Genomic DNA, 22,097 nt, shown 5'->3' with positions numbered 1-22,097 from the left:
CTTCAGTGGCGGGATCGTTGAGCCGCGCGCGTCGTCGGCTCGATGTCAGCGTGCCGACAGGCGCCGCTTGCTACCATGGCCGACCCGCCACCCGCCGTGTCGAGTTCGCCCGATGTCTTCCGCCCTGCCCGTCGCACCCGTGCCGCCCGATGGCGATGCGCCGCCCCCCGGCGTCCTCGCGCTGTTCATCGCGTTCGCGCAAATCGGCCTGACCAGTTTCGGCGGCGGATTGAGCGCGCGCATGCTGCGCGACTTCGTGCACGAGCGGCGCTGGCTCGACGAAGAGGCGTTCCTCAACGGCCTTGCGCTGTCGCAGGCGCTGCCGGGCGTCAACGTAAAGAACCTCGCGATCTGGATCGGCTATCGGCTCGCCGGATGGCGCGGCGCAGTGGCCGGCTTCACCGGCATCATCGCGCCGCCGGCCGTGCTGATCGTGCTGTTCGGCGTCGCGTTCTCGACGCTTACGCGCTTCCCGCTCACGCATGTCGCGCTCGCGGGCGCGGCCGCCGCGGCGATCGGTCTGTCGATCTCGATGGCGATCACCGCGGTGCGGCGATTGCCGCGCCGTGTGCTGCCGTTCGCGGTGACGACGCTTACGATCGTCTCGGTGGCGGTACTGCACTGGCCGCTCGTGTGGACCGTGCTGATCGGCGGCGCGCTGAGCGTCGCGCTCGAATACCGCCGGGCGGGCCGCGCGAGCGGCGGGAGCGGCGGCCGATGACCGCTTCGTCGCGCTACGCCGCACTGTTCGGGGTGTTCGCGCCGCTGTCGATCGCAACGATCGGCGGCGGTCAGGCGATCGTCGCCGACATCCAGCGGCAGGTCGTCGACGTGCATCACTGGATGACGGCTACGCAGTTCGTGAACGACTTCGCGATCGCGCGCATGGCGCCGGGCCCCGGCTCGCTGCTCGCGACGCTGATCGGCTGGCAGGTGGCGGGTTTCTGGGGTGCCGCGATCGCGACGCTCGCGCTGTTCGGACCCACTGCGTTCCTGATCTACGGCGTCGCGCATCTGTGGCGCCGGCATCAAGGCGCGCGCTGGCAGATCGCGCTCGAGGCCGGACTGCGGCCGGTTGCCGCCGGCATGATTCTCGCGTCGGTGTGGGTGCTGCTGCAGGCGTTAGACGGCGGCTGGACCGCACGCGCGATCGCGATTGCTTCGACCGTGTTGGTGATGACAACGCGCATTCATGCGCTGCTGTTGATCGCCGTCGGGGCGGTGGTGCTGATCGGCGTGCACGTGATCGGCTGACGGCGCGCACTTCACGCTGAAGCGGGCACTGCGTTCAGCGCTCCACCAAAGCGCGAAACGTGCGATACGCATCGGCATGCAGTTCGAAGCCGATGCCGGGCGCTTGCGGTACGGCCGCGCATCCGGCGTCGACCGATTCACCATCGGCTAGCCCGCTGAACGGATGGAACGCGAACGGACTGACCTCGGCGCCGCCAAGCCCGAGCGCCGCCACGACGTGCAGCGAAAACAGATGGCCGCCGTGCGGCCAGAACGCGTCGCGCCGCCAGCCGCTCGCCACGAAATGATCGACGATCTGCAGGTAGCCGGGCAGGCCGTAGCAATGCACCGGGTCGAACACGAGCACGTCGCGATCGGCGCGCAGGCCGCCATAGCGTTCGAGCAGCTTCGCTTCGGCCAGCGAAAACAGCGCCTCGCCTGCCGCCACCGGCGGCGGATACTGCGCAGTCAGATCCGCATGCAGCGGCAGGTCGTGCGGATCGCAGAGGTCCTCGAACCACCGTAGCCCGAACGGCGCCAGCATCGCCGCGGCGGCGCGGCCGCTCGTCGCGTCGTACGTGTTCATCGCATCGACCGCGAGATGCGAGCTGTCGGCGAGCCGCGCGGCGGCCACTTCGATGCGCCTTTTGTCCTCGTCGATATCGGGCCCGCCGATCTTGATCTTCGCGTGCGTGTAGCCGAGCTCGACGATGCGGCGCATCTCGTCGGACAGGCGTGCGAGATCGTCGTGCGGATAGCGGTAGCCACCGCCCGCGTAAACGCGTACGCGCGTAGCCGCATCGCGCGCGAGCCGGCCGGCGATGAAACGATGGAGCGGCAACCCCGCGATCTTCGCGGCGGCATCCCAGATCGCCATGTCGAGCACGCCGATCGCCACGCAACGTTCACCGTGCCCGCCAGGCTTCTCGCCGGCCATCATTGCGCGCCACGCGCGAAACGGATCGACGTTCGTGCCGGCGTCATCCGCGATCGTGTCGGCGGCGGCCAACAGCCGCGGCGCGAATCGCTCGCGAATCAACCCGCCCTGCGCATGGCGCCCGACCGACGCGTAGCCATAACCGGTTACCGCGCGGCCCTCGCGCACGACGTCGGTCACCACCGCGACGACGCTCGTCGTCAGCCCGCCCGATGGAATCGCCGGATCGGCGTAGCGGGAAACCGGGATCGCTTGCTCGCGGATATCGGTGATGCGCATGGTCGGGTTCCGGTGAAGGCATTGGATGTTCGCTGGCCGAGCACGCATGCATCGTCGCGGCGATTGGCAGATCGCTGCATCATAGGCGGTTGCGCGCCGTGTTGCAGGCTGCGCTCGTGCGGAGCGCCGACGCGGTGTCGGTATTGCTACGTATCGCCCAATCGCGTGGCCGGATATCCGCGTGCGGTCGGCATGTGCGCGATACGCGATGCGCGGCGGCGCGTCATATACGTCCGTCGAAAGCGCGCATTCCGCACCGCCGGCCCCGCCGAGAATTAGATGGACATCCGGCATGAAGCGCGTATGATGAATTTGTCCGAGCACGCTCCCTTCTCTTACTGCTCGCCCCGCCGTCCGCCCTCTTGCGTCGCGCGTTGATCCGCGCGCATTGCAGCCCTTTTCACCCCACCCGTCGCGCCGCCTTGCGGTGATACCGGTCGGATGCGTTCGTCCGCGCGTTTTGTCGCGACCGAACCGAGGAGTTCGTCATGAGCATGCATCTCTATCGCGGGTTCGAAATCTACCCGCTGATTTACCCGCACATTCCGTCGCAGAACGGCAATCCGCACAACTACGACGGCGGCTTCGACGCAGCCGTGAAGATTTGCCTGCGCGGCACCGCCGATACGCTGACCCGCAGCGAAACGTTCCGGCTGCTCGAGCATGCGCCGTTCGAGTCGGCGGGCGAAGCGCGTCGGGCGTCCGTTCGCTATGCAGAGGAAATCATCGACGGCGATCGCGGCAAACAGCCGCTCTTCGACGATACGCAATGACGCATGCTGTCGCGACATGTGACGTTCATCCTTCGATTCGGAGCACGAAATGATCATTGACGAATTCATCGACCTGATCACGCGGCGAGAGGTTTCGCGGATCGACGCCGTGCCGCACGACGGCCTCGCCGGTTCGGCGCTGCGCCATCAACCGGAGTTGCAAATGTTCGCGGCCGTGCGCGCACTGTCGCTCAGCGCCGGCTATTCCGAATTCGAATCCGACAGGATAGCGAGCGCCGTCATGACCCGGCTCGGCTAATGCTCGTTCGGGCAGCGATTGAATCAGGCCGCCGCCTCGCAAGCTGCATCAGGAGAATACCGTGTACCAGCCGCCCGCCGAAGAGCCCCCGTTCTTTCCGTTGACGAAATGCAAAGTCGATTTCGATCGACAGAACGATGCGATCACGCTTCTGCCGAGCTTCTACGCGTTCGGCTGCGAGTACACCAGCCGAGGCCTGCTGATCGGCCGCGACGATGCGTTCAAATTGATTGCTGCGATCGAGAAGGCGCTCAGCATCGACGCGTGAGTTTCTTCGCAAGCGGCCGAAGCGCGTCCGGCCGCGCGTGACTAGTGTTGTGGCAGCCGCGATCTGGCCGTGCACGCTGGCGAAGCGGTGAGGCTGAAACGCCGATCGGCGCATCCCCGTCACCTGCGCCGCGCCGGATTGCGCGCGCTGTTCCGGCCCGCTCACGCGAACACGAAGTACTTGCGCACCGTCTCGACCACTTCCCACGTGCCCTTCATGCCCGGCTCGATCACGAACACGTCGCCGGCCTTCAGGTGCACGGACTCCTCGCCTTCCGGCGTGATGATGCAGTAGCCGTCGAGGAAGTGGCAGTACTCCCATTTCTCGTAGTTCACTTCGAACTTGCCGGGCGTGCAGATCCACGTACCCATGATCTTGCTGCCATCCTTGGACAGGTACGCGTTGAGGTTCACGGTGTGCGGATCGCCGCCGATGCGCTTCCACTTGGTCGCATCCACAACGGGCGTCGGACAGGTTTTGCGCAGAACGGTGATGAAATCGGACATGTCGGCTCCAGACTAGCGATCGGATAAGAGGACTGTCACGTTAGATCGAAAGCCTCGTCGGAGCTTGTATGGTTCCGACACCGACTCGTCCAATTTCGACACCGGCTTGCCGGTTGGTGCGCACACGGGAGTTCCGCCGAGCGTCGGCCGTATCCGAACACCGCGGTTGACGTGGTTGACTCGGTCGCGTCAGCTCACTCGCAACGAATGCCCGCGCGGACTAGCGACCCAATCGCGATCGCCCGTCATTGCCTGATGCGCAGTCGTTTCCGGCAAGCCAAGACGCGTCTCTTGCAACATCCTGGCCAAACCCTGTAGAATTACGCGTTCTGCGGGCGTCGTATAATGGCCATTACCTCAGCTTCCCAAGCTGATGACGTGGGTTCGATTCCCATCGCCCGCTCCACTTTCTGCTGCACTGCAGCCTGCGCGTGAGCCGCCTCGTCGAAGGCGGCTTTTTTGTACCATGTGCCGACACCCGGCGCACTGCTACGCGCAACGGGCCCTCGCCTGCAACCGAGCTTTTCTGTACCGATGATGCACGACGATCCGAACGAAGCCGGCCTGCCGCCGGACGACGCCGCCCTTCCCGACGAAGCCGCCGACGGCGCCGACGAAGTCAATCCGCTGCACCGCCGCCGCATCCGCAGCTTCGTCACGCGTGCTGGCCGCGTGTCGACCGGCCAGCGCCGCGCCCTCGACGAGCTCGGCCCGCGCTTCGTCGTCCCGTACGCGCCGGACATCCCCGACTGGGACGCCGTGTTTGGCCGCAGCGCGCCGCGCATCCTGGAGATCGGCTTCGGGATGGGCGCGTCGACCGCGGAAATCGCCGCGCACCGACCTGGCGACGACTTCCTCGGCGTCGAGGTGCACGAGCCGGGCGTCGGCGCATTGCTGAAGCTGATCGGCGAACAGGATCTGACGAACATCCGCATCATCCAGCACGACGCAGTCGAAGTGCTCGAGCACATGCTGGCACCGGAAAGCCTGGACGGCGTGCACATCTTCTTCCCGGATCCGTGGCACAAGGCGCGCCACCACAAACGCCGGCTGATCCAGCCGCCGCTCGTCGCGCACCTCGCGTCGCGCCTGAAGCCGGGCGCGTACCTGCATTGCGCGACCGACTGGCAGAACTATGCGGAACAGATGCTGGAAGTGCTCGGCGCCGAACCGACGCTCGAGAACACGGCCGCAGACTACGCGCCGCGCCCCGACTACCGCCCCGTCACGAAGTTCGAACGGCGCGGGCTGCGGCTCGGGCACGGCGTGTGGGATCTGGTGTTCCGCAAGCGCGCCGGCTGACCGCACCCCTCCGCCACGCAACGCAAAACGGCCCAACCGGCATCTGCCGATTGGGCCGTTCGTCATTGGGCACGCTGTCGCGCTGGCCCGGCGTCACGCCCAGTTCAGCCATCCGCTGTAGCCGACGAGCAGCACGAACAGCCCGAACGCGATCCGATACCACGCGAACACCGTGAAGTCATGCGTCGCGACGAAGCGCAGCAGCCACCGCACGCACACGAATGCGCTGAAAAACGCGGCGACGAGCCCCAGCGCGAACAACCCAAGCGAATCGACAGTGAACGCATGCCAGTCCTTGACGGTTTCGTAGAGCGTCGCGCCGAATATGATCGGAATCGCAAGAAAGAACGAGAACTCCGTCGCGACGCGCCGGTCGAGGCCGAACAGCATCCCGCCGATGATCGTCGAGCCCGAGCGCGACATGCCGGGCACGAGCGCAAAACATTGCGCGATGCCGACCTTCAGCGCATCGAGCGGCGTCAGCGCATCGATCGACTGCACGCGCGGCGGCACGCTGCGCTCGCGCTGCCGCGCCTCCGCCCACAGGATGATCGCGCCGCCCACGACGAGCGCGAACGCGACGGGCACCGGTGAGAACAGCACCGCCTTGATCTTCTTCTCGAACAGCAGGCCGAGCGCGATCGCGGGAATCGTCGCGATCACGACGTTCAACGCGAAGCGCCGTGCGTCGGGCCGGCTCGGCAACCCGGTAACGACCGACACGATCCGCTGCCGGTATTCCCAGCACACCGCGAGAATCGCGCCGAACTGGATCACGACGTCGAAGGTCTTCGCATGCGCGTCGTTGAAATCCAGAAAGCTGCCGGCGACGATCAGGTGACCGGTGCTCGACACCGGGAGGAATTCCGTCAGCCCCTCGACGACGCCGAGGATCAATGCCTTGCAGATCAGGATCCAGTCCATCCGTGGCCCAACTCCGAAGTGGTCGAAAGAAAGGGCCACGCTACCGCCGCGGCCCGCCCGGCCGCGCGCGGTGCACCGTCACTTTTCGACGATCGCGACGCGTATGCCGTTTGTAAGAATCGTAATTGTACCGGGTTCGTAGTTGACTCCGGCAAATTGCAGTTGCTCGGGCTTGAACGTGTAGATCGGATAGTTGGTCAGCACCTGCGTCGCGAGCAGCCCCGCAGCCGCGCCGACTTGCTGCGCATACATTTGCGCGTCGCCGTCGAGCGCGAGACTGTCGACGGCCGGCGCCCTCAGCACGACCGAACGGCTTGGCGCGTCGTAGGCGAGCTGGCCGGACACGGTGAACTTGCCACTCACCGGTGCGCGCAGAAACGGGCTCGCAAAGTGCGCATCGAGTTGCACGGCGACGCGGTTCTGGTCGGGCAGCAGGCTCACGGCCGGATTCGCGAGCGACACGTCGACGACCTGCGCGACCGTGCGCTGATACGGAAACTTGCGCGCGACGGCTTTCTGCACGTCGCCGCGCGAGAACGTGTAGTGATCGGGGATGAACGGGAACGTCGACGCGCAGGCGGCGAGCGATATCGACACGCCGATGGCGCCGGCGCAGGCGGCGACGAAGCGGCGCCGGCCGGGCGTGCAAGATGCGGTCATGCTGGACAATCTCCTTCGTATATCGGGCGAAGCGGCGGTCTGGCAAGCGGCGCCGGCCCATGAGGCGCGCGGGGGACCGAAGCGAGCGCCGCCGCGCATGCCGCCGGTTCCCGGCGCGCGCCGACGTATATCACCGCGGTCAGCGAATCGGTGATCGGCCGGGCGCCGAAGACGGCTGCGTCGCGACCTCGAGGCGTGCGAGCCACGCAAGCGCATCGTCGCGCGACGCGCCGCACATCTCGACCGAAGGCTGAAGCCCCGAACAGCACGCGGGCCGCTCCGGCCGGCCGAAGATCCGGCAGCGCAAGTCGTCGCCGAGCTGCACGCAGCGCACGCCGGCCGGCTTGCCGCCGGGCATCCCGGGAATCGGCGACGAAATCGACGGCGCGATGCAGCAGGCACCGCACCCCTCGCGGCACGCATGCGGCGGCGGCACATCGGCAGGCGCGGGACGGACAGGCATTTCGACGGACACTCGACACTCTCGACAAACGACAAAAACACGATGCGGCAACCGGACGCAGCAGTGCGGCGGCCCACTGCGCATTGTGCCACCACCGGCTGCGACGTTATTACACAACGCAGCCGAAATGCCCGTTCCTATACTCGAACGCATCTAAAAAGCGCGAGACCATCATGAATTCCGGTTCTGCCGACACGTTGTTCCGTCCCGATTTGCTCGCGAAGTACGGTGCGAACGGGCCGCGCTATACGTCGTACCCCACCGCCCTGCAGTTCCGCGACGATTTCGACCCGGCCGACTATGTGCGCGCCGCGCGCGATCCGGGCGCGTCGTCGAGCGACCTGTCGCTGTACTTCCATATCCCGTTCTGCAACACCGCCTGCTTTTACTGCGGCTGCAACAAGATCGCGACCAACAACCGACGCCGCGCGCGCCCGTATCTCGAGCAACTGAAGCGCGAGCTGGCGCTGCAGGCCGCGCTGTTCGACCCTGCGCGCACGGTCACGCAGCTGCACTGGGGTGGCGGTACGCCGACTTTCCTGTCCGACGCCGAAACGGCCGAATTGATGGCTGCAACCCGCGAACACTTCACGCTCGCACCGGACGCCGACGCCGAGTTCTCGATCGAAATCGACCCGCGCACGGTCACGCCCGCGACACTCGTGCACCTGCGCAACATCGGCTTCAACCGGCTGAGCCTCGGCGTGCAGGATTTCGATCCGGTCGTGCAGCAAGCGATCAACCGGGTCCAGCCGATCGCGATGACGGCCGACCTGCTGTCCGCCGCGCGTACGACCGGTTTCCATTCGATCAGCGTCGACCTGATCTACGGGCTTCCGCACCAGACGGTGGCCGTGTTCGCGCGAACGCTCGAAACGATCATCGAACTCGCGCCCGACCGGCTGTCGGTGTTCGGCTACGCACACATGCCGCACCTGTTCAAGATGCAGCGCCAGATCGACGATGCGGCGCTGCCGCCGCCGGACACGCGCGTCGCGCTGCTCGGCCTCGCGATCGACATGCTGACGGCGGCCGGCTACGTGTACATCGGGATGGACCATTTCGCGCGGCCGTCCGACGAACTGGTGCGCGCGCAGCGAAACGGCACGCTGCAGCGCAATTTCCAGGGCTACAGCACGCGCGCGGATACCGACCTGATCGGCCTCGGCGCGTCGTCGATCGGCAAGGTCGGCGACGTCTATGCGCAGAATGCGAAGGATCTGCCCGCGTATGGCGCGGCGCTCGACGCCGGCCGGCTGCCGATCGCGCGCGGCGTGCGGCTCACGGCCGACGACCGGCTGCGCCGCGACGTGATCACGCAGCTGATGTGCAATCTCGACCTGCCCTTTTCGCACATCGAGGCCGCGCACGGGATCCGCTTCGCCGATCACTTCGCACGCGAGCTCGACGCGCTGCGCGGCTTCGAGCAAGACGGCCTGCTGACCATCGCCGGCGACCGCCTGACGATCCATCCGGCCGGCCGGATGGTCGTGCGCAACATCGCGATGGCGTTCGACGCGTACCTCGGCAGCATGCCGCGCCAGCGCTACTCGCGCACCGTGTGACACCGCATCGCCGCGGGCGCGCGGGCGGTTTGATAAAGTAACGGGTTCAACGCCCCTGCAAGTATCCGCACGATGCGCACCACCAAAGCAACCAACGCGGTCGAACGCCTGAAAACCCGCTCCGGCAACCCGCAGTTCGCGGCGGTCGCGATGGCCGGCGGCCTGTTCTACCTGGTCGACCGCTCGAGCGGCGCCGCCGAAAAGCGCAGCGAACCGCTTCCGCTCGACGAATTCGTCCGGTTCGTCGACGAATTCGGCCCCAAAAAGCCGCGCAAGGTCAGCAAGCTCGACGCCGCGTTCGAGGCGCAGATCAAGAAGAGCAAGGGGTAAAGGTCTGTTGCAGGCCGTCCGAAGGCTTTCCCGCCGTCCCGTTTGGTACAATCACGAAGTTTCTCTATCCCCGCTGATAGCCGACCTGGCTGCGTGACCACACCATGAATATCGAAAACGCGCGTTTCAACATGATCGAACAACAGATCCGGCCGTGGGACGTGCTGGATCTCGACGTCCTTGGTCTGCTGTCGATCGTCAAGCGTGAAAAATACGTGTCGCCCGAACATCGCGATCTCGCGTTCGCGGACCTCGAACTGCCGCTGCCCGGCGGCCGCAGCAAGATGCTGTTCCCGCGCGTCGAAGCGCGCGTGCTGCAGGAACTGGCGGTCAAGAAGCACGAGAACGTGCTCGTGGTCGGCGCCGGCTCCGGCTACCTCGCCGCGCTGTTCGCGCACCGCGCGCAGCACGTGACCGCCGTCGAGATCGATCCGGACATCGCGAAGTTCGCGGCAGACAACCTGCGCAACGACGGCGTAACGAACGCGGAAGTCGTGCTTGGCGACGGCTCGCTCGGCTGGCCCGACAAGGCGCCGTACGACGTCATCTGCGTCGCGGGCGGCCTGCCGCTCGTGCCGCAGCAGATGCTCGAACAGCTGAAGATCGGCGGCCGCCTGTCGGCGTTCGTCGGCGGCCGTCCGGTGATGAAGGCGCAGATCATCACGCGCATCGACGACAAGCAGTACCGTGTCGCGGACGTGTTCGAAACCTACGTCGATCACCTCGTCAACGCGATCGAACCGTCGCGCTTCAAGTTCTGAGCGGCGGCGCCATGCAGATCCTGACACCCGCGATGCTCGCTGAATGGCTGCGCGATCCGGCGCGCCCCGCGCCGGTCGTGCTGGACGTGCGCGAACCGTGGGAAATCTCGACCGCGCAGATCGCCGGCAGCGTGTCGATTCCGATGCAGCAAATTCCCGCGCGCAGCGAGGAACTCGACGACGAAGCGGAAATCGTCTGCGTATGCCATCACGGGATGCGCAGCGCGCAGGTCGCGATGTTCCTCGAATCGCGCGGCTTCACGAAACTGTACAACCTGCAGGGCGGCATCGACGCGTGGTCGCGCGACGTCGATCCGTCGGTGCCGCGTTACTGAGTTTCCGATCTTTGCGCCGGCGCGTGTTCACGCGCCGCCAAGTTGGCCGGCGCGTCGCCGCCGGCTGCACTGATCCGCCGAACGGGCGCGCATTGCGCGCCCGTTTCCATTTCGGCGTCCGGTGCACCGCTCGTCGCGGCACATGACGACTGCGTCGCGCATGCTCGTCGTCGACGGCACGTCCGCCATTACACAACGCTTCAACCGGCGACGCCGCGCGCCAAGCCGCCCGTTCAATGCGCGCCCTCCGCGCCGTCAGGGCGGTGCTGCGTGCGCGGCACATCATGCACCATTTACGCCCGCGCACACGCACCGCAACGGATCGCGCGTGCTGCACGACGCATCATGCGCACCGCGCCGGTACTCGACTCGTTCCCGCACAGGCACGCCCGGCGTGCATCCGCGCGACTGGCACATGCCTTGCGTTATCCCCATGCCGACGCCGCCACCACGGCGCACGCACAACCAACACGTCAAGGGGAACCCGATGAAACGTCGCAGTCTGCTGAAGTTCGGTTCGATGGCTGGTGCGCTCGCGCTGGCGGGCAAGAGTCCGTTCGTGCACGCGGCCGATGCGGGCACGGGCCCGATCAAGGTCGGCATCCTGCATTCGCTGTCGGGCACGATGGCGATCTCCGAAACGTCGCTGAAGGACACGGCGTTGATGACGATCGCCGACATCAACAAGAGCGGCGGCGTGATGGGCCGCAAGCTCGAGCCGGTGGTCGTCGACCCGGCCTCGAACTGGCCGCTGTTCGCCGAGAAGGCGCGCCAGCTGCTCACGCAGGACAAGGTCGCGTGCGTGTTCGGCTGCTGGACGTCGGTGTCGCGCAAGTCCGTGCTGCCGGTGTTCGAGGAGCTGAACGGCCTGCTCTACTATCCGGTGCAATACGAAGGCGAGGAAATGTCGCGCAACGTGTTCTACACGGGCGCCGCGCCGAATCAGCAGGCGATTCCGGCCGTCGAGTACCTGATGAGCGCCGAAGGCGGCAGCGCGAAGCGGTTCTTCCTGCTCGGCACCGACTACGTGTATCCGCGCACGACCAACAAGATCCTGCGCGCGTTCCTGAAATCGAAGGGCGTGAAGGACGCCGACATTCAGGAGGTCTACACGCCGTTCGGCCACAGCGATTACCAGACGATCGTCGCGAACATCAAGAACTTCGCGCAAGGCGGCAAGACGACCGTGATCTCGACGATCAACGGCGATTCGAACGTGCCGTTCTACAAGGAGCTCGGCAACCAGGGGATCAAGGCGACCGACGTGCCGGTAGTCGCATTCTCGGTTGGCGAGGAAGAGCTGCGCGGGATCGACACGAAGCCGCTCGTCGGCCACCTCGCCGCATGGAACTACTTCATGTCGGTGAAGAACCCGACCAACACCAAGTTCAAGGACCAGTTCGCCGCGTGGGTCAACGCGAACAATCTGCCGGGCGGCGCAAAGCGCGTGACCAATGATCCGATGGAAGCCACCTATGTCGGCATCCACATGTGGAAGCAGGCGGTCGAGAAGGCGAAGAGCACCGACGTCGACAAGGTGCGCGTCGCGATGATCGGCCAGACGGTTGCCGCACCGTCGGGCTTCACGCTCACGATGGACGGCAACCACCACCTGCACAAGCCCGTGATGATTGGCGAAATCCGTGGCGACGGGCAGTTCAACGTCGTATGGAAGACGAAGACGGCCGTGCGCGCGCAGCCGTGGAGCCCGTTCATCGCGGGCAACCAGGGCAAGCCGGACGTGGTCAGCTCGATCCCGGCGTTCCTGCGCCGGCAACGCGCGGCGCTGGCCTGATGCAATGCGCGGGCGCTGCGCGTACAGGCAGCGCCCGGGCCGCGCGCGGCTCCGTGGCGCGCACGGTCGCAACGCGTCGAAACCGGCGCGCCGGTGCGGCAGCATGAAGCGCCGTCGCCATTGCCGAAGGTGCAGCCGCCATGCCACCGCGTGAGACCACGTCTCCACGCCCGACAGGAACTCCGATGCCGATACGCTTTCACAAGACCGTCGTCGCGATCGTCGCGTGCGCTGCGTTGCTCTGCGCGCTGCCACGCGCCGCATGCGCGCTGACGGCCGCGGATACCGCCGCGCTCGCCGGCGACGACTTCGACGCGAAGACGGCCGCGATCGAACACCTGACCGCTGATACCGATCCGCGCGCCGTCGCGCTGCTCAATGCGCTGTCGAGCGGCGACGCGCTTGCGACCGGCGACGGCCGCCTGCTGATTCAGACCGGCGATACCGCGCGGGACGCGCTCACCCAGGCTGCGACGCCGGCCGGCGACGCGCAGCCCGTGATGCTGAACAACCTGCTGCGCACGAAAATCGCCGCCGCGCTGTCGGGGCTCGCTCTCGCGTCGCCCGATCTCTCCGCGCGCCGCGACGCGATCGATGCGCTGCTGAAGTCGCCCGATCCGGCGCTCAAGCCGATGATCGACCGTGCACGCGCGAAGGAAACGGATCCCGCGTTGAAACGCCGCCTCGACGCACTATGGGCGATTGCCGCGCTGCACGACGCCGATCCGGCGAAGCGTCTCGAAGCCGTGCACGTGGTGGCCGCGCGCCAGGATCTCGACATGATCGAACAGCTGCGTCCGCTCGTCGCGAAGAACGCGGACGGCAGCTATGCGGAACCCGACGCGCGCGTGCGCGACGCCGCGCAGCAGGGGCTCGACACGCTGCACGCTCTGCAGCGCCGCGGCGAGATCGCGGGCACCGTGTTCGCGGGCCTGTCGCTCGGCAGCGTGCTGCTGCTTGCGGCGCTCGGCCTTGCGATCACGTACGGGCTGATCGGCGTGATCAACATGGCGCACGGTGAATTCCTGATGATCGGTGCGTACGCAACCTATGTCGTGCAGACGCTGATCCAGCGCTATGCACCGGCTGCGTTCGACTGGTATCCGCTCGTCGCGGTGCCCGTATCGTTCGCGGCCGCCGCACTCGTCGGCATCGTGCTCGAACGGCTCGTGCTGCGGCACCTGTACGGCCGCCCGCTCGAAACGCTGCTCGCGACGTTCGGCGTGAGCCTGATCCTGATCCAGGCGACGCGCATGCTGTTCGGTGCGCAGAACGTGCAGGTCGTGAACCCTTCGTGGATGAGCGGCGGCGTCACCGTGATGCAGAACCTGATCCTGCCGTACAACCGGCTTGCGATCCTCGCGTTCGCGCTCGCCGTGGTGTTCGTCGCATGGGCGGTGCTGACGAAGACGCGGCTCGGGCTGTTCGTGCGCGCGGTCACCCAGAACCGCCGGATGGCCGCGTGCGTCGGCGTGAAGACCGCGCGCGTCGACGCGTATGCGTTCGCGTTCGGCGCGGGCATCGCAGGCCTCGGCGGCTGCGCGCTGTCGCAGATCGGCAACGTGGGGCCCGACCTCGGGCAGAACTACATCATCGATTCGTTCATGGCGGTCGTGCTCGGCGGCGTCGGCCAGATCGCCGGCACCGTGCTCGGCGGCTTCGGGCTCGGCCTCGTCAGCAAGGCAATCGAGCCGTTCTGGGGCGCCGTGCTCGCGAAGATCGCGGTGCTCGTGATGATCGTGCTGTTCATCCAGAAGCGTCCGCAGGGGATGTTCGCCCCGAAGGGACGCAGCGCGGAGGCATGACGTGACTTCCTTCACCGATTCGTTGTCGAACCCGGTCGCGGATGCGCCGAAACCCACGTCGGCCGGCGCGCGCGCGGATGAACGCTTCGCGCTCGGGCTGCCGCCCCGCCCCGCGCTGCTGCCGCGCCGCGCATGGCTCGCGCTCGTCGCGCTATGCATCGCGATCGGTATCGGCGTGCCGCTCGCCGCGCTGGTCGCGCCCGAGTCGAGCGCATTCCATCTGTCCGCGTATGCGATGACGCTTGCCGGCAAGCTGATGTGCTACGCGATCGCCGCGCTCGCGCTCGATCTCGTGTGGGGTTATTGCGGCATCCTGAGCCTCGGCCACGGCCTGTTCTTCGCGCTCGGCGGCTATGCGATCGGCATGTACCTGATGCGCGAGATCGGCCGCGACGGCAAGTACGGCAGCGAACTGCCCGACTTCATGGTGTTTCTCGACTGGCATCAGTTGCCGTGGTACTGGAGCGGCACACAGCATCTCGCATGGGCGCTCGCGCTGGTCGTCCTCGCACCAGCCTTGCTCGCCTGGGTGTTCGGCTTCTTCACGTTCCGCTCGCGCGTGAAGGGCGTGTACCTGTCGATCATCACGCAGGCGCTGACGTTCGCCGCGATGCTTCTGTTCTTTCGCAACGAGACGGGCTTCGGCGGCAACAACGGTTTCACCGACTTCAAGCGCATCGCCGGCTTTTCGATCACGTCGCCCGGCACGCGCACCGTGCTGTTGTTGCTGACCTTCGCGACGCTCGTGCTTGCATTCATCGTTGCGCGTGCGGTCGTCACCAGCAAGCTCGGGCGCGTGGTGACCGCGGTACGCGACGGCGAGACGCGGCTGATGTTCCTCGGCTACAGCCCGCTCGCGTACAAGCTGTTCGTGTGGACGCTGTCGGCCGTGCTGTGCGGAATCGCCGGCGCGCTGTACGTGCCGCAGGTCGGCATCATCAATCCCGGCGAGATGTCGCCCGGCAATTCGATCGAAATGGCGATCTGGGTCGCGGTCGGCGGACGCGGCACGCTGATCGGCCCGATCGTCGGCGCATTCGCGGTGAACGGCGCGAAGAGTTTCTTCACCGCGTACTTCGCCGAGTACTGGCTGTTCTTTCTCGGCCTGATCTTCGTGCTTGTGCCGCTGCTGCTGCCGCGCGGGATCATGGGCCTTGTCGACACGCTGCTCGCGAAGGGGAAACGCGGATGAACGGCACGGCCCTCTACCAGTTCACGCCACCGCCCGAGGACGAGCTGCTGGCCGTCAGCGGCAGCGCATCGATGGGCCGCGTCGTGCCTGACGGCATCGATACGTCGCACGGCACGATCCTTTACCTCGAAGACATCGAAGTCAGCTTCGACGGTTTTCGCGCGCTGAACAGGCTGTCGCTCGCGATCGATGCAGGCGAGTTGCGCTGCGTGATCGGTCCGAACGGCGCAGGCAAGACGACGATGATGGACGTGATCACCGGCAAGACGCGTCCCGATGCGGGCAAGGTGTTTCTCGGACAGACGATCGACCTCGCGCGGATGAACGAACCGGAGATCGCACGCGCGGGCATCGGTCGCAAGTTCCAGAAGCCGACCGTGTTCGAACAGCATCCGGTCTGGGAAAACCTGGAGCTCGCGATGCAGACCGACAAGGGCTGGCTTGCGTCGCTGCGCGCGCGGCTCGACCGCACCGCGCAGACGAAGATCGAGGAAACGCTCGCGCTGATCGGCCTCGAAAGCGACGCGTACCGCGCAGCCGGCGAACTGTCGCATGGCCAGAAGCAGCGGCTCGAGATCGGCATGTTGCTGATGCAGCGTCCGGCGCTGCTACTGCTCGACGAACCGGCGGCCGGGATGACCGATCACGAGACGATGGAGCTCGCGAAGCTGCTGAACACGCTGCGCGGCACGTGCTCGATGATGGTCGTCGAGCACGACATGGAGTTCGTCGCGGCGCTCGCGGGCGATAGCGGCCGCGTGACGGTGATGGCCGAAGGCGCGGTGCTCGCGCAAGGCACGCTCGACCAGGTCAAGCGCGACGACGCGGTGATCGAGTCTTACCTCGGACGGTGACGCAATGCTGAAGATCGATGCACTGAACCAGTACTACGGCGGCAGCCATATCCTGCGCAACGTGACGCTCGCCGCCGACGACGGCAAGCTCACCGTGCTGCTCGGCCGCAACGGCGTCGGCAAGAGCACGCTGCTGCGGTGCCTGATGGGCGTCGTCGCGGCCAAGAGCGGCAGCCTGTCGTGGCGCGGCACGTCGCTCGGCGCACTCCCGCCGTATGCGCGCGTCGCGGCCGGGCTCGCATACGTGCCGCAGGGCCGCGACATCTTTCCGCGGCTCACCGTCGAGGAAAACCTGCTCGTCGGCGCGGCGAGCCGCAAGGCGCCGGCAAAGGTGCCGGACCGCATCTACGACCTGTTTCCGGTGCTGAAGGACATGCGCGCGCGACGCGGCGGCGACCTGTCGGGCGGCCAGCAGCAGCAGCTTGCGATCGGCCGTGCGCTGATGAGCGAACCGCAGTTGCTGATCCTCGACGAGCCGACCGAAGGCATCCAGCCGTCGATCATCCAGGACATCGGCCGCACGCTGCGCCAGCTCGTCGACGAATCGAAGATGACGGTGCTGCTCGTCGAACAGTATTACGATTTCGCGCGGTCGATCGCGGACTGCTATTGGGTGATGAGCCGCGGCGAGATCGTTGCGGGCGGCGCCGCGAGCGACATGGAGACGAACGGCGTGCGGGAGCTGATCGCGGTGTAGCGCGGGGGCCGAAAAAAGGGCCTGCCGGGCGTGTTTGATAGCTCGTTGCCAATATTGGCATATGTCGCAATATCGGCGGCGATCTACTGTGACTAGCCTCAATCAAACGACTGCGAATCCTCGCCACTCGCCAAGCTCCACATACCGATCTGGCCCAGTTTCGCCGCCAACTGAAGCCGTGCTGATCGCCAATCTGTCAGCGCCTGAATCCGTTGCCTCTTTGCCCCCGCAAGCGCCGACTGAACGTTCAGCAGCTCGAGGATGCTCCCTGCGCCCATCCTGTAACGATGCTCGGCAGCATCATGCGAACGTTCGGCCAGTGACAACAGCTCCGCGCTGTTCTCCAGATTCTGCATCGAGCTCTGAAGCGCCTGGTAGGCATTCCAGACGTCGAGGCCTGTCTGTTGTCGCGTTTCGTCCAGCGTGTAAGTCTGTAGTTCAACTTGCGCATCTGCCTGTTTCGCCTGGTATGTCCGCGCGAATCCTTCGAAGATCGGGATCGTCATTTGGAGGCCGAGATACCATTCGCGATGCGTCGCGGCGAGCGGGGCAAACCCAAGTTGCAGGCTAGTCGGCTGGTTGTTGTAGTTGTATTGACCGACAATGCTCAAACGAGGCAAGCCTTCTGCCCGAGTCCGAGCAGCCTTCGCTTTTGCCGCCTCGACCTGGGCTTCAGCGGCAAGCACACCCGGATATCGACGCCGGGCCAAGTAGATCAGCTCCGTCACCGAGTCGGAAAATTCCCGATTCGCTGTTACCCCTTCGCCAACATCGGGCAGCACAATCTCTGTTGCAGGCGTCAAGTTCATGTCGGTCGCAAGCGCACCGATCGCGCTCTTCATATCGCTTTCCGCCTTGGTACGATTCACGATGGCATCCGCTAGTGCGGTTTGCGCCTGCAACTGGTCACTGATCGCCGCAATACCTTTGTCCGCGCGAGCCGCCGCCGCCGAGGCGCTCGACCTCGCCGCCAATTCGATCTCCCGTGCCGCCGCTAGCGAAGCTTGGGCCGCCTGAGCTGCGTAGAAGTCCTTCGCAACTTTGGAGAACGCCGTTTGAAGCACTGCTTGTTGATTGGCTCGCGCTGCGACTAACAATTCGGTTGCATCGCGCAAGGCCGCCGATCGGCCTCCGAAGTCGTACAACACCCAGCTCAGCGACACACTGGCGTTGTGACGAGTACTACGGTGATTCGAGTCGTATTGCCGATAACCTGTCACATGATCGACTGTATTGTTGCGCGTCCCTTGCCAAGTGGCTGTCACGGTCGGCAAGAATGCGGCTCGCGCTGCGCCAACGGCTGCGGCTTGAATCTTGACATTTACCCAGGCTTGCCGGGTCTTCGGGTGATTGCACAATGCCCGCTCGACGGCGTCTTTGAGTTTCACGGGTTTCGGTAGCTCGCCGAATGTGCACACGTCGCCCTCGCCGCCGAGCATCTCCGCTACCGGGGTTTCGGATACGGACCGGCCGGTCCCGAACGGATCGAGTGCATACGCGATCGTCGCACAACCCGGCAACCACACAAGAACGGCAAGGCCCCGCAACGGGAGGAACCGCACGAATCGTTTAACGCTCACGCAAGCTCTCCTGCCCGGTCTGAATGACCGGGTCGAGAAAATAGTGCGCGACCGTCCGCTTGCCGGTCTTGATTTCCGCCGTCACGGCCATTCCCGCCGTCAGACTGATCCAGGTGTCGTTCGCGCGGATCCTGTTGGTTGCGATCCGAATCCGCACCGGAAACGTCAGCCCCCGCCGGCGATCCTGAACAGCATCGTTCGAAACGGTCTCGACCGTGCCTTTCAGGTACCCGTATCGGGTATAGGGAAACGCCTCTACCTTGACGATAACTGGCTGGCCCGCTTTGACGAAGCCAATGTCCTTGTTCTCGATGTTTGCCTCAACCTCGAGCGCATCGTCCGGTACAACCTCCATCACCGGCGCGGCCGCAGTCGCTACACCGCCGAGCGTATGGATGCGCAATTGCTGAACTGTGCCGGCAACCGGGGCAGTCAGGCTCAACAGCTTCTGCCGCGTATCGGCCTTGGTTTCGTCGTGACGGCTTTGTTCCACCTGCTGCGTTGCCCTGTCGAGCAAGTCCATCTGCTGACGTCGAAACTGCGATGAAATCGCCGCGATTTCCGCACGTTGTTGGACGATCGCAGCGGCCAGCTCCGTGGCGCGGCTCCGCTGGGCCGCCAGTTCGTGCTCCTGGCTCAGTGCCGTCTGTTCCTTATCGAGATACTCGGTCCTGGCAACGTACTTGTCGGTTGAGAGTACCCGGTAGTCGTTGGCTTGCTGCCTCGCCAGCGGAGTCGTCGCGGCCAGTTTTGCAATTTGCTGGCGGGCGGTCGCGAGTTCGGCTTCCCGCTTCATCAGTTCGGCTTGCGCACTGGCCAACCGATCTCTGTATTCATCGTGAAAACTCACCGCGAAACGCTGTGCCTCACGCTGCTGTTGCTCGCTCGCGCCATCGATTGTCCGAAGCACCGGCGCCATCGAGTGTGCTTGCGCGAACAGTAGCGCACGCGAACGTTCCGCGGTAAGCGCCGCGTCGATTCGAGTCAGGCGAGCCTTGTCCGCGTCCGCCGCCGCCTGCGTCGTATCGAGTTCCATCAGAAGTTGGCCAGCTCGAACACGCTGGCCATCTCGCACCAAGATACGACGGACCACGCCCGTGAGGGCAGGCTGAATCGTCTTGACCTGCTGCTTCGGAACCAGCTTACCGGGAGCAACTGCAACGATATCCAGTTGTCCGATAAGCGCGATTACAACGATCAACCCGGCAAGCGTCACGATGATGCGGGTCGTCCACATTGGAAGCGGGTGGATTGGCGTCTCTACAAGCTCAAGGTGAGCGGGTAGAAAAGCTCGTTCGTGAGGCAATCGGCACTCGAAATCGAGTTCTTTTCGGGTGCGCCACGAGGCGCGAAACACTGTCGCATACCGCCTGAGCAAGGCGTCGAGCGCGCAAATTCGGTATTTCATCGATACAAGACAGGAGTGGCTTCAGGCATTCTGAAGTGAGATCAAATGAGCGTAGTAGCCCCGCAACTCGAGCAGCGACTCGTGCGTGCCTCGTTCAACGATCCGGCCTTTGTCCATCGCGACGATATGATCGGCATGGCGTACCGAACTAAGCCGATGTGCGATGATGATGACGGTTCGCCCCGCACACATCGCTTTCATGTTGTTCTGGATAACGCGCTCGGTTTCGAAATCGAGCGCACTTGTCGCCTCGTCGAAAATGAGAATGCGCGGGTTGGTAACCAGTGCCCGTGCAATCGCGATGCGTTGCCGCTGCCCCCCCGACAGGTTTGAACCATGTTCGCCCACGAGCGTGTCATAGCCCTCCGGCAATTCGGCGATGAAGTCGTGTGCGCCTGCCTGCCGCGCCGCCTCGATCACGATATCGAGCGACGTCCCGGGGTCCGTCACGGCGATGTTTTCGCGAATCGAACGATTGAACAACAGGTTCTCCTGCAGTACGACGCCGATCTGGCGACGCAACCAGGCAGGATCGGCCAGCATGAGATCGATACCGTCGAGGCGGACGCGCCCCTGCTCCGGCACATAAAGCCGCTGCAACAGTTTCGTCAGCGTGCTCTTCCCGGATCCGGAACGGCCCACGATACCAATCACCTCGCCGGCGGCAATATCAAGCGAGACACCGTCGAGAATCGTGGGTCCGTCGGGACGATATCGAAACCGGACATTCTGGAAACTGACGTTGCCACGCACCGCCGGAAGGGTCTGGCGGTTCTGCGTCAATTCGGTACGCGTGTCGAGAATGTCGCCAAGGCGGCTCATCGAAATGCCGACTTGCTGAAAGTCTTGCCACAGCTGTGCAAGGCGCAATACTGGCGCAGCGACATGCTGAGACATCATGTTGAATGCCACCAGTTGGCCGACCGACAGCTTTCCCTGGATGACGAGCCTCGCGCCGAGATAAAGCGTGGCCAGCGACACGAGCTTGCCCACCAACTGGATGAGTTGCTGGCCGACGTTGCCGAGCGACGTCACTCGAAAGCCCGCGGCGACGTAGCCAGCGAGTTGGTTATCCCACCGGCGCGTGAATTGCGGTTCGACGGCCATCGATTTGACCGTTTCGACACCGGATACGGTCTCGACCAAGAAAGCGTGATTGTCCGCCGTCCGCGCGAATTTCTCGTCCAGCCGCCTACGCAGAACCGGCGTAATCGCAATCGATATTGTCGCATAGACAGGCAGGGATATGACGACGACAAGCGTCAACCACACGCTGTACATGCACATGACCGCAAGGAATACGATCGAAAAGACGAGGTCAATCAGCACCGTAACGGCCTGGCCCGTAAGGAAACTGCGAATGCTCTCGAGTTCGCGAACACGAGCAACCGTGTCGCCAACGCGCCTAACGCCAAAATACGCCAAGGGCAATGCGAGCAGATGGCGAAACAGTTTCGCGCCCAATTCGATGTCGATCCGACTCGCCGTATGAGCTAGAACGAAATTCCGTATGCCGGTCAGCAATACCTCGAAGACGGCACTAATCAACAGCGCAACGCAGACGACGTTCAAGGTGTCGAAAGCGCGATTGACCAGAACCTTGTCCATCACGACCTGAAACATGAGCGGCGACACCAGTGCAAAAAGCTGAAGCACCGCGGATACGACCAGGACTTCAGTCAACAAGCGTCGATATTTGACGACGGCCGGAACGAACCAGGAGAAGTCGAACCGCGCCAATCCACCGGCTAGCGCGGCGCGTGACGCAATCAGAATCATCCGCCCGCCGGACCGATCGATGATGTCTGCGGGAGCACAAACATTTGGCCCCGTCGCGCCGCCCTCAACGATCAACGCTTTTTCGTCGTCACATGCTGCGAGCACGAAATGACGGCCAGCCGCATCGAGAACCAATGCCGGCGTAGGCGTGGAGGCGAGCCGATTCATCGATACTCGAACTTCGCGCGCCTTCAGGCCGATCGACCGTGCGGCCAATACCAGATCGTCCGCCGCGAGATGTGACGACGCCAATCCACTCGCGTGACGCAGTTGATCGGCGTCCGTCGCGATTTCGTGAAACTGCGCGATCAGTACAAGTGCCGCCAAACCCGGATCGTGATCGGAATGCGAATGATGTGTGTCGTCCATCTCAAGAAAATTGGCGTGGAAAA

General features: G+C 64.8%; 23 protein-coding genes and 1 tRNA gene. 16 read left to right on the top strand and 8 right to left on the bottom strand.

Translation table 11 applies throughout. The features are described from left to right. The first annotated feature begins 112 nt into the window (after positions 1 to 112). Positions 113 to 721 carry a chromate transporter gene (locus KDW55_RS00660; RefSeq protein WP_212197793.1) on the top strand — a complete coding sequence of 203 codons (609 nt, stop codon included), beginning with the start codon at positions 113 to 115 and terminating at the stop codon, positions 719 to 721. Further along, positions 718 to 1,254, top strand: coding sequence for a chromate transporter (locus tag KDW55_RS00655; protein ID WP_040143599.1), 537 nt, complete (start codon positions 718 to 720; stop codon positions 1,252 to 1,254). Before KDW55_RS00660 ends, KDW55_RS00655 begins: the two co-directional genes overlap by 4 nt. A 34-nt stretch (positions 1,255 to 1,288) precedes the next feature. Here KDW55_RS00655 and KDW55_RS00650 read toward each other — a convergent pair whose 3' ends face one another. After that, positions 1,289 to 2,449, bottom strand: coding sequence for an enolase C-terminal domain-like protein (locus KDW55_RS00650; protein WP_069241062.1), 1,161 nt, complete (start codon positions 2,447 to 2,449; stop codon positions 1,289 to 1,291). A gap of 488 nt (positions 2,450 to 2,937) precedes the next feature. On the opposite strand from KDW55_RS00650, the gene KDW55_RS00645 reads away from it, so the two are divergent. The 3 genes from KDW55_RS00645 to KDW55_RS00635 all read left to right on the top strand — a co-directional run bounded on the left by KDW55_RS00645 (position 2,938) and on the right by KDW55_RS00635 (position 3,749). Then, entirely contained in the window at positions 2,938 to 3,222 is a 285-nt protein-coding gene (locus KDW55_RS00645) for a hypothetical protein (RefSeq protein WP_040143597.1), read from the top strand. 49 nt (positions 3,223 to 3,271) lie between these two features. Next, complete coding sequence (locus KDW55_RS00640) at positions 3,272 to 3,481, top strand: hypothetical protein (protein WP_040143596.1); 210 nt, start codon at positions 3,272 to 3,274, stop codon at positions 3,479 to 3,481. A 61-nt stretch (positions 3,482 to 3,542) separates the two neighbouring features. Continuing rightward, the gene (locus tag KDW55_RS00635; RefSeq protein ID WP_040143595.1) at positions 3,543 to 3,749 is read left to right on the top strand and encodes a hypothetical protein; all 207 of its coding nucleotides are present in this window, start codon (positions 3,543 to 3,545) and stop codon (positions 3,747 to 3,749) included. Positions 3,750 to 3,910: 161 nt separating this feature from the next. On the opposite strand, the gene KDW55_RS00630 is transcribed toward KDW55_RS00635, so the two are convergent. Next, the gene (locus tag KDW55_RS00630) at positions 3,911 to 4,255 is read right to left on the bottom strand and encodes a cupin domain-containing protein (protein WP_040143594.1); all 345 of its coding nucleotides are present in this window, start codon (positions 4,253 to 4,255) and stop codon (positions 3,911 to 3,913) included. 331 nt (positions 4,256 to 4,586) lie between these two features. Between KDW55_RS00630 and KDW55_RS00625 the strand changes: the two genes are divergently transcribed. Together KDW55_RS00625 and trmB are read left to right on the top strand one after the other, a co-directional pair. Continuing rightward, a tRNA-Gly gene (locus tag KDW55_RS00625) sits at positions 4,587 to 4,661 on the top strand. 128 nt (positions 4,662 to 4,789) lie between these two features. Beyond that, positions 4,790 to 5,557: a tRNA (guanosine(46)-N7)-methyltransferase TrmB gene (trmB, locus tag KDW55_RS00620; RefSeq protein WP_040143593.1), complete on the top strand. Its 768-nt coding sequence runs from the start codon at positions 4,790 to 4,792 to the stop codon at positions 5,555 to 5,557. A gap of 93 nt (positions 5,558 to 5,650) precedes the next feature. Here trmB and KDW55_RS00615 read toward each other — a convergent pair whose 3' ends face one another. From KDW55_RS00615 to KDW55_RS00605, 3 genes are all read right to left on the bottom strand, one after another. Beyond that, a complete protein-coding gene (locus tag KDW55_RS00615) occupies positions 5,651 to 6,481 on the bottom strand; it encodes an undecaprenyl-diphosphate phosphatase (RefSeq protein ID WP_040143592.1) in 831 nt (276 codons plus the stop codon). 78 nt (positions 6,482 to 6,559) lie between these two features. Beyond that, positions 6,560 to 7,141: a DUF1439 domain-containing protein gene (locus tag KDW55_RS00610; protein ID WP_209821486.1), complete on the bottom strand. Its 582-nt coding sequence runs from the start codon at positions 7,139 to 7,141 to the stop codon at positions 6,560 to 6,562. 139 nt (positions 7,142 to 7,280) lie between these two features. Next, positions 7,281 to 7,604, bottom strand: a complete 324-nt coding sequence (locus tag KDW55_RS00605) for a YkgJ family cysteine cluster protein (protein ID WP_040144898.1) — start codon at positions 7,602 to 7,604, stop codon at positions 7,281 to 7,283. A gap of 173 nt (positions 7,605 to 7,777) precedes the next feature. Between KDW55_RS00605 and hemN the strand changes: the two genes are divergently transcribed. The 9 genes from hemN to urtE all read left to right on the top strand — a co-directional run bounded on the left by hemN (position 7,778) and on the right by urtE (position 16,938). Continuing rightward, positions 7,778 to 9,169, top strand: coding sequence for an oxygen-independent coproporphyrinogen III oxidase (gene hemN / locus KDW55_RS00600; RefSeq protein ID WP_212159814.1), 1,392 nt, complete (start codon positions 7,778 to 7,780; stop codon positions 9,167 to 9,169). 72 nt (positions 9,170 to 9,241) lie between these two features. Further along, positions 9,242 to 9,499, top strand: a complete 258-nt coding sequence (locus tag KDW55_RS00595; RefSeq protein ID WP_212159813.1) for a hypothetical protein — start codon at positions 9,242 to 9,244, stop codon at positions 9,497 to 9,499. A 104-nt stretch (positions 9,500 to 9,603) separates the two neighbouring features. Continuing rightward, on the top strand, positions 9,604 to 10,260 hold the full coding sequence (locus tag KDW55_RS00590) for a protein-L-isoaspartate O-methyltransferase (protein WP_059543935.1): 657 nt from the start codon (positions 9,604 to 9,606) through the stop codon (positions 10,258 to 10,260). An 11-nt stretch (positions 10,261 to 10,271) separates the two neighbouring features. Continuing rightward, on the top strand, positions 10,272 to 10,595 hold the full coding sequence (locus KDW55_RS00585; protein WP_006758748.1) for a rhodanese-like domain-containing protein: 324 nt from the start codon (positions 10,272 to 10,274) through the stop codon (positions 10,593 to 10,595). Between the two features lie 487 nt (positions 10,596 to 11,082). Beyond that, positions 11,083 to 12,390 (top strand): urea ABC transporter substrate-binding protein, encoded by a 1,308-nt coding sequence (urtA, locus tag KDW55_RS00580; RefSeq protein WP_059544033.1) that lies wholly within the window; start codon positions 11,083 to 11,085, stop codon positions 12,388 to 12,390. 185 nt (positions 12,391 to 12,575) lie between these two features. Then, complete coding sequence (urtB, locus tag KDW55_RS00575; RefSeq protein ID WP_212159812.1) at positions 12,576 to 14,195, top strand: urea ABC transporter permease subunit UrtB; 1,620 nt, start codon at positions 12,576 to 12,578, stop codon at positions 14,193 to 14,195. Between the two features lies 1 nt (position 14,196). Next, positions 14,197 to 15,387 (top strand): urea ABC transporter permease subunit UrtC, encoded by a 1,191-nt coding sequence (gene urtC / locus KDW55_RS00570; protein WP_212159811.1) that lies wholly within the window; start codon positions 14,197 to 14,199, stop codon positions 15,385 to 15,387. Next, positions 15,384 to 16,241, top strand: coding sequence for an urea ABC transporter ATP-binding protein UrtD (gene urtD / locus KDW55_RS00565; RefSeq protein WP_069241051.1), 858 nt, complete (start codon positions 15,384 to 15,386; stop codon positions 16,239 to 16,241). Before urtC ends, urtD begins: the two co-directional genes overlap by 4 nt. A 4-nt stretch (positions 16,242 to 16,245) precedes the next feature. Then, complete coding sequence (urtE, locus tag KDW55_RS00560) at positions 16,246 to 16,938, top strand: urea ABC transporter ATP-binding subunit UrtE (protein WP_212159810.1); 693 nt, start codon at positions 16,246 to 16,248, stop codon at positions 16,936 to 16,938. A 98-nt stretch (positions 16,939 to 17,036) separates the two neighbouring features. Here the strand turns inward: urtE and KDW55_RS00555 are convergent, their stop codons facing one another. The 3 genes from KDW55_RS00555 to KDW55_RS00545 are packed head-to-tail and all read right to left on the bottom strand — an operon-like array spanning position 17,037 to position 22,074. Then, positions 17,037 to 18,518: a TolC family protein gene (locus tag KDW55_RS00555; RefSeq protein WP_349252586.1), complete on the bottom strand. Its 1,482-nt coding sequence runs from the start codon at positions 18,516 to 18,518 to the stop codon at positions 17,037 to 17,039. Then, complete coding sequence (locus KDW55_RS00550) at positions 18,508 to 19,926, bottom strand: HlyD family type I secretion periplasmic adaptor subunit (RefSeq protein ID WP_212159809.1); 1,419 nt, start codon at positions 19,924 to 19,926, stop codon at positions 18,508 to 18,510. Before KDW55_RS00550 ends, KDW55_RS00555 begins: the two co-directional genes overlap by 11 nt. A 21-nt stretch (positions 19,927 to 19,947) precedes the next feature. Next, positions 19,948 to 22,074 carry a type I secretion system permease/ATPase gene (locus tag KDW55_RS00545; protein WP_212159964.1) on the bottom strand — a complete coding sequence of 709 codons (2,127 nt, stop codon included), beginning with the start codon at positions 22,072 to 22,074 and terminating at the stop codon, positions 19,948 to 19,950. Positions 22,075 to 22,097: the final 23 nt, after the last annotated feature.

This window comes from Burkholderia sp. AU19243, assembly GCF_018148075.1.
GTDB classification, from domain to species: Bacteria; Pseudomonadota; Gammaproteobacteria; order Burkholderiales; family Burkholderiaceae; genus Burkholderia; species Burkholderia latens_A.
Note: the sequence above shows the minus strand (reverse complement) of the source record. Positions and strands in the feature narration are given on the sequence as shown.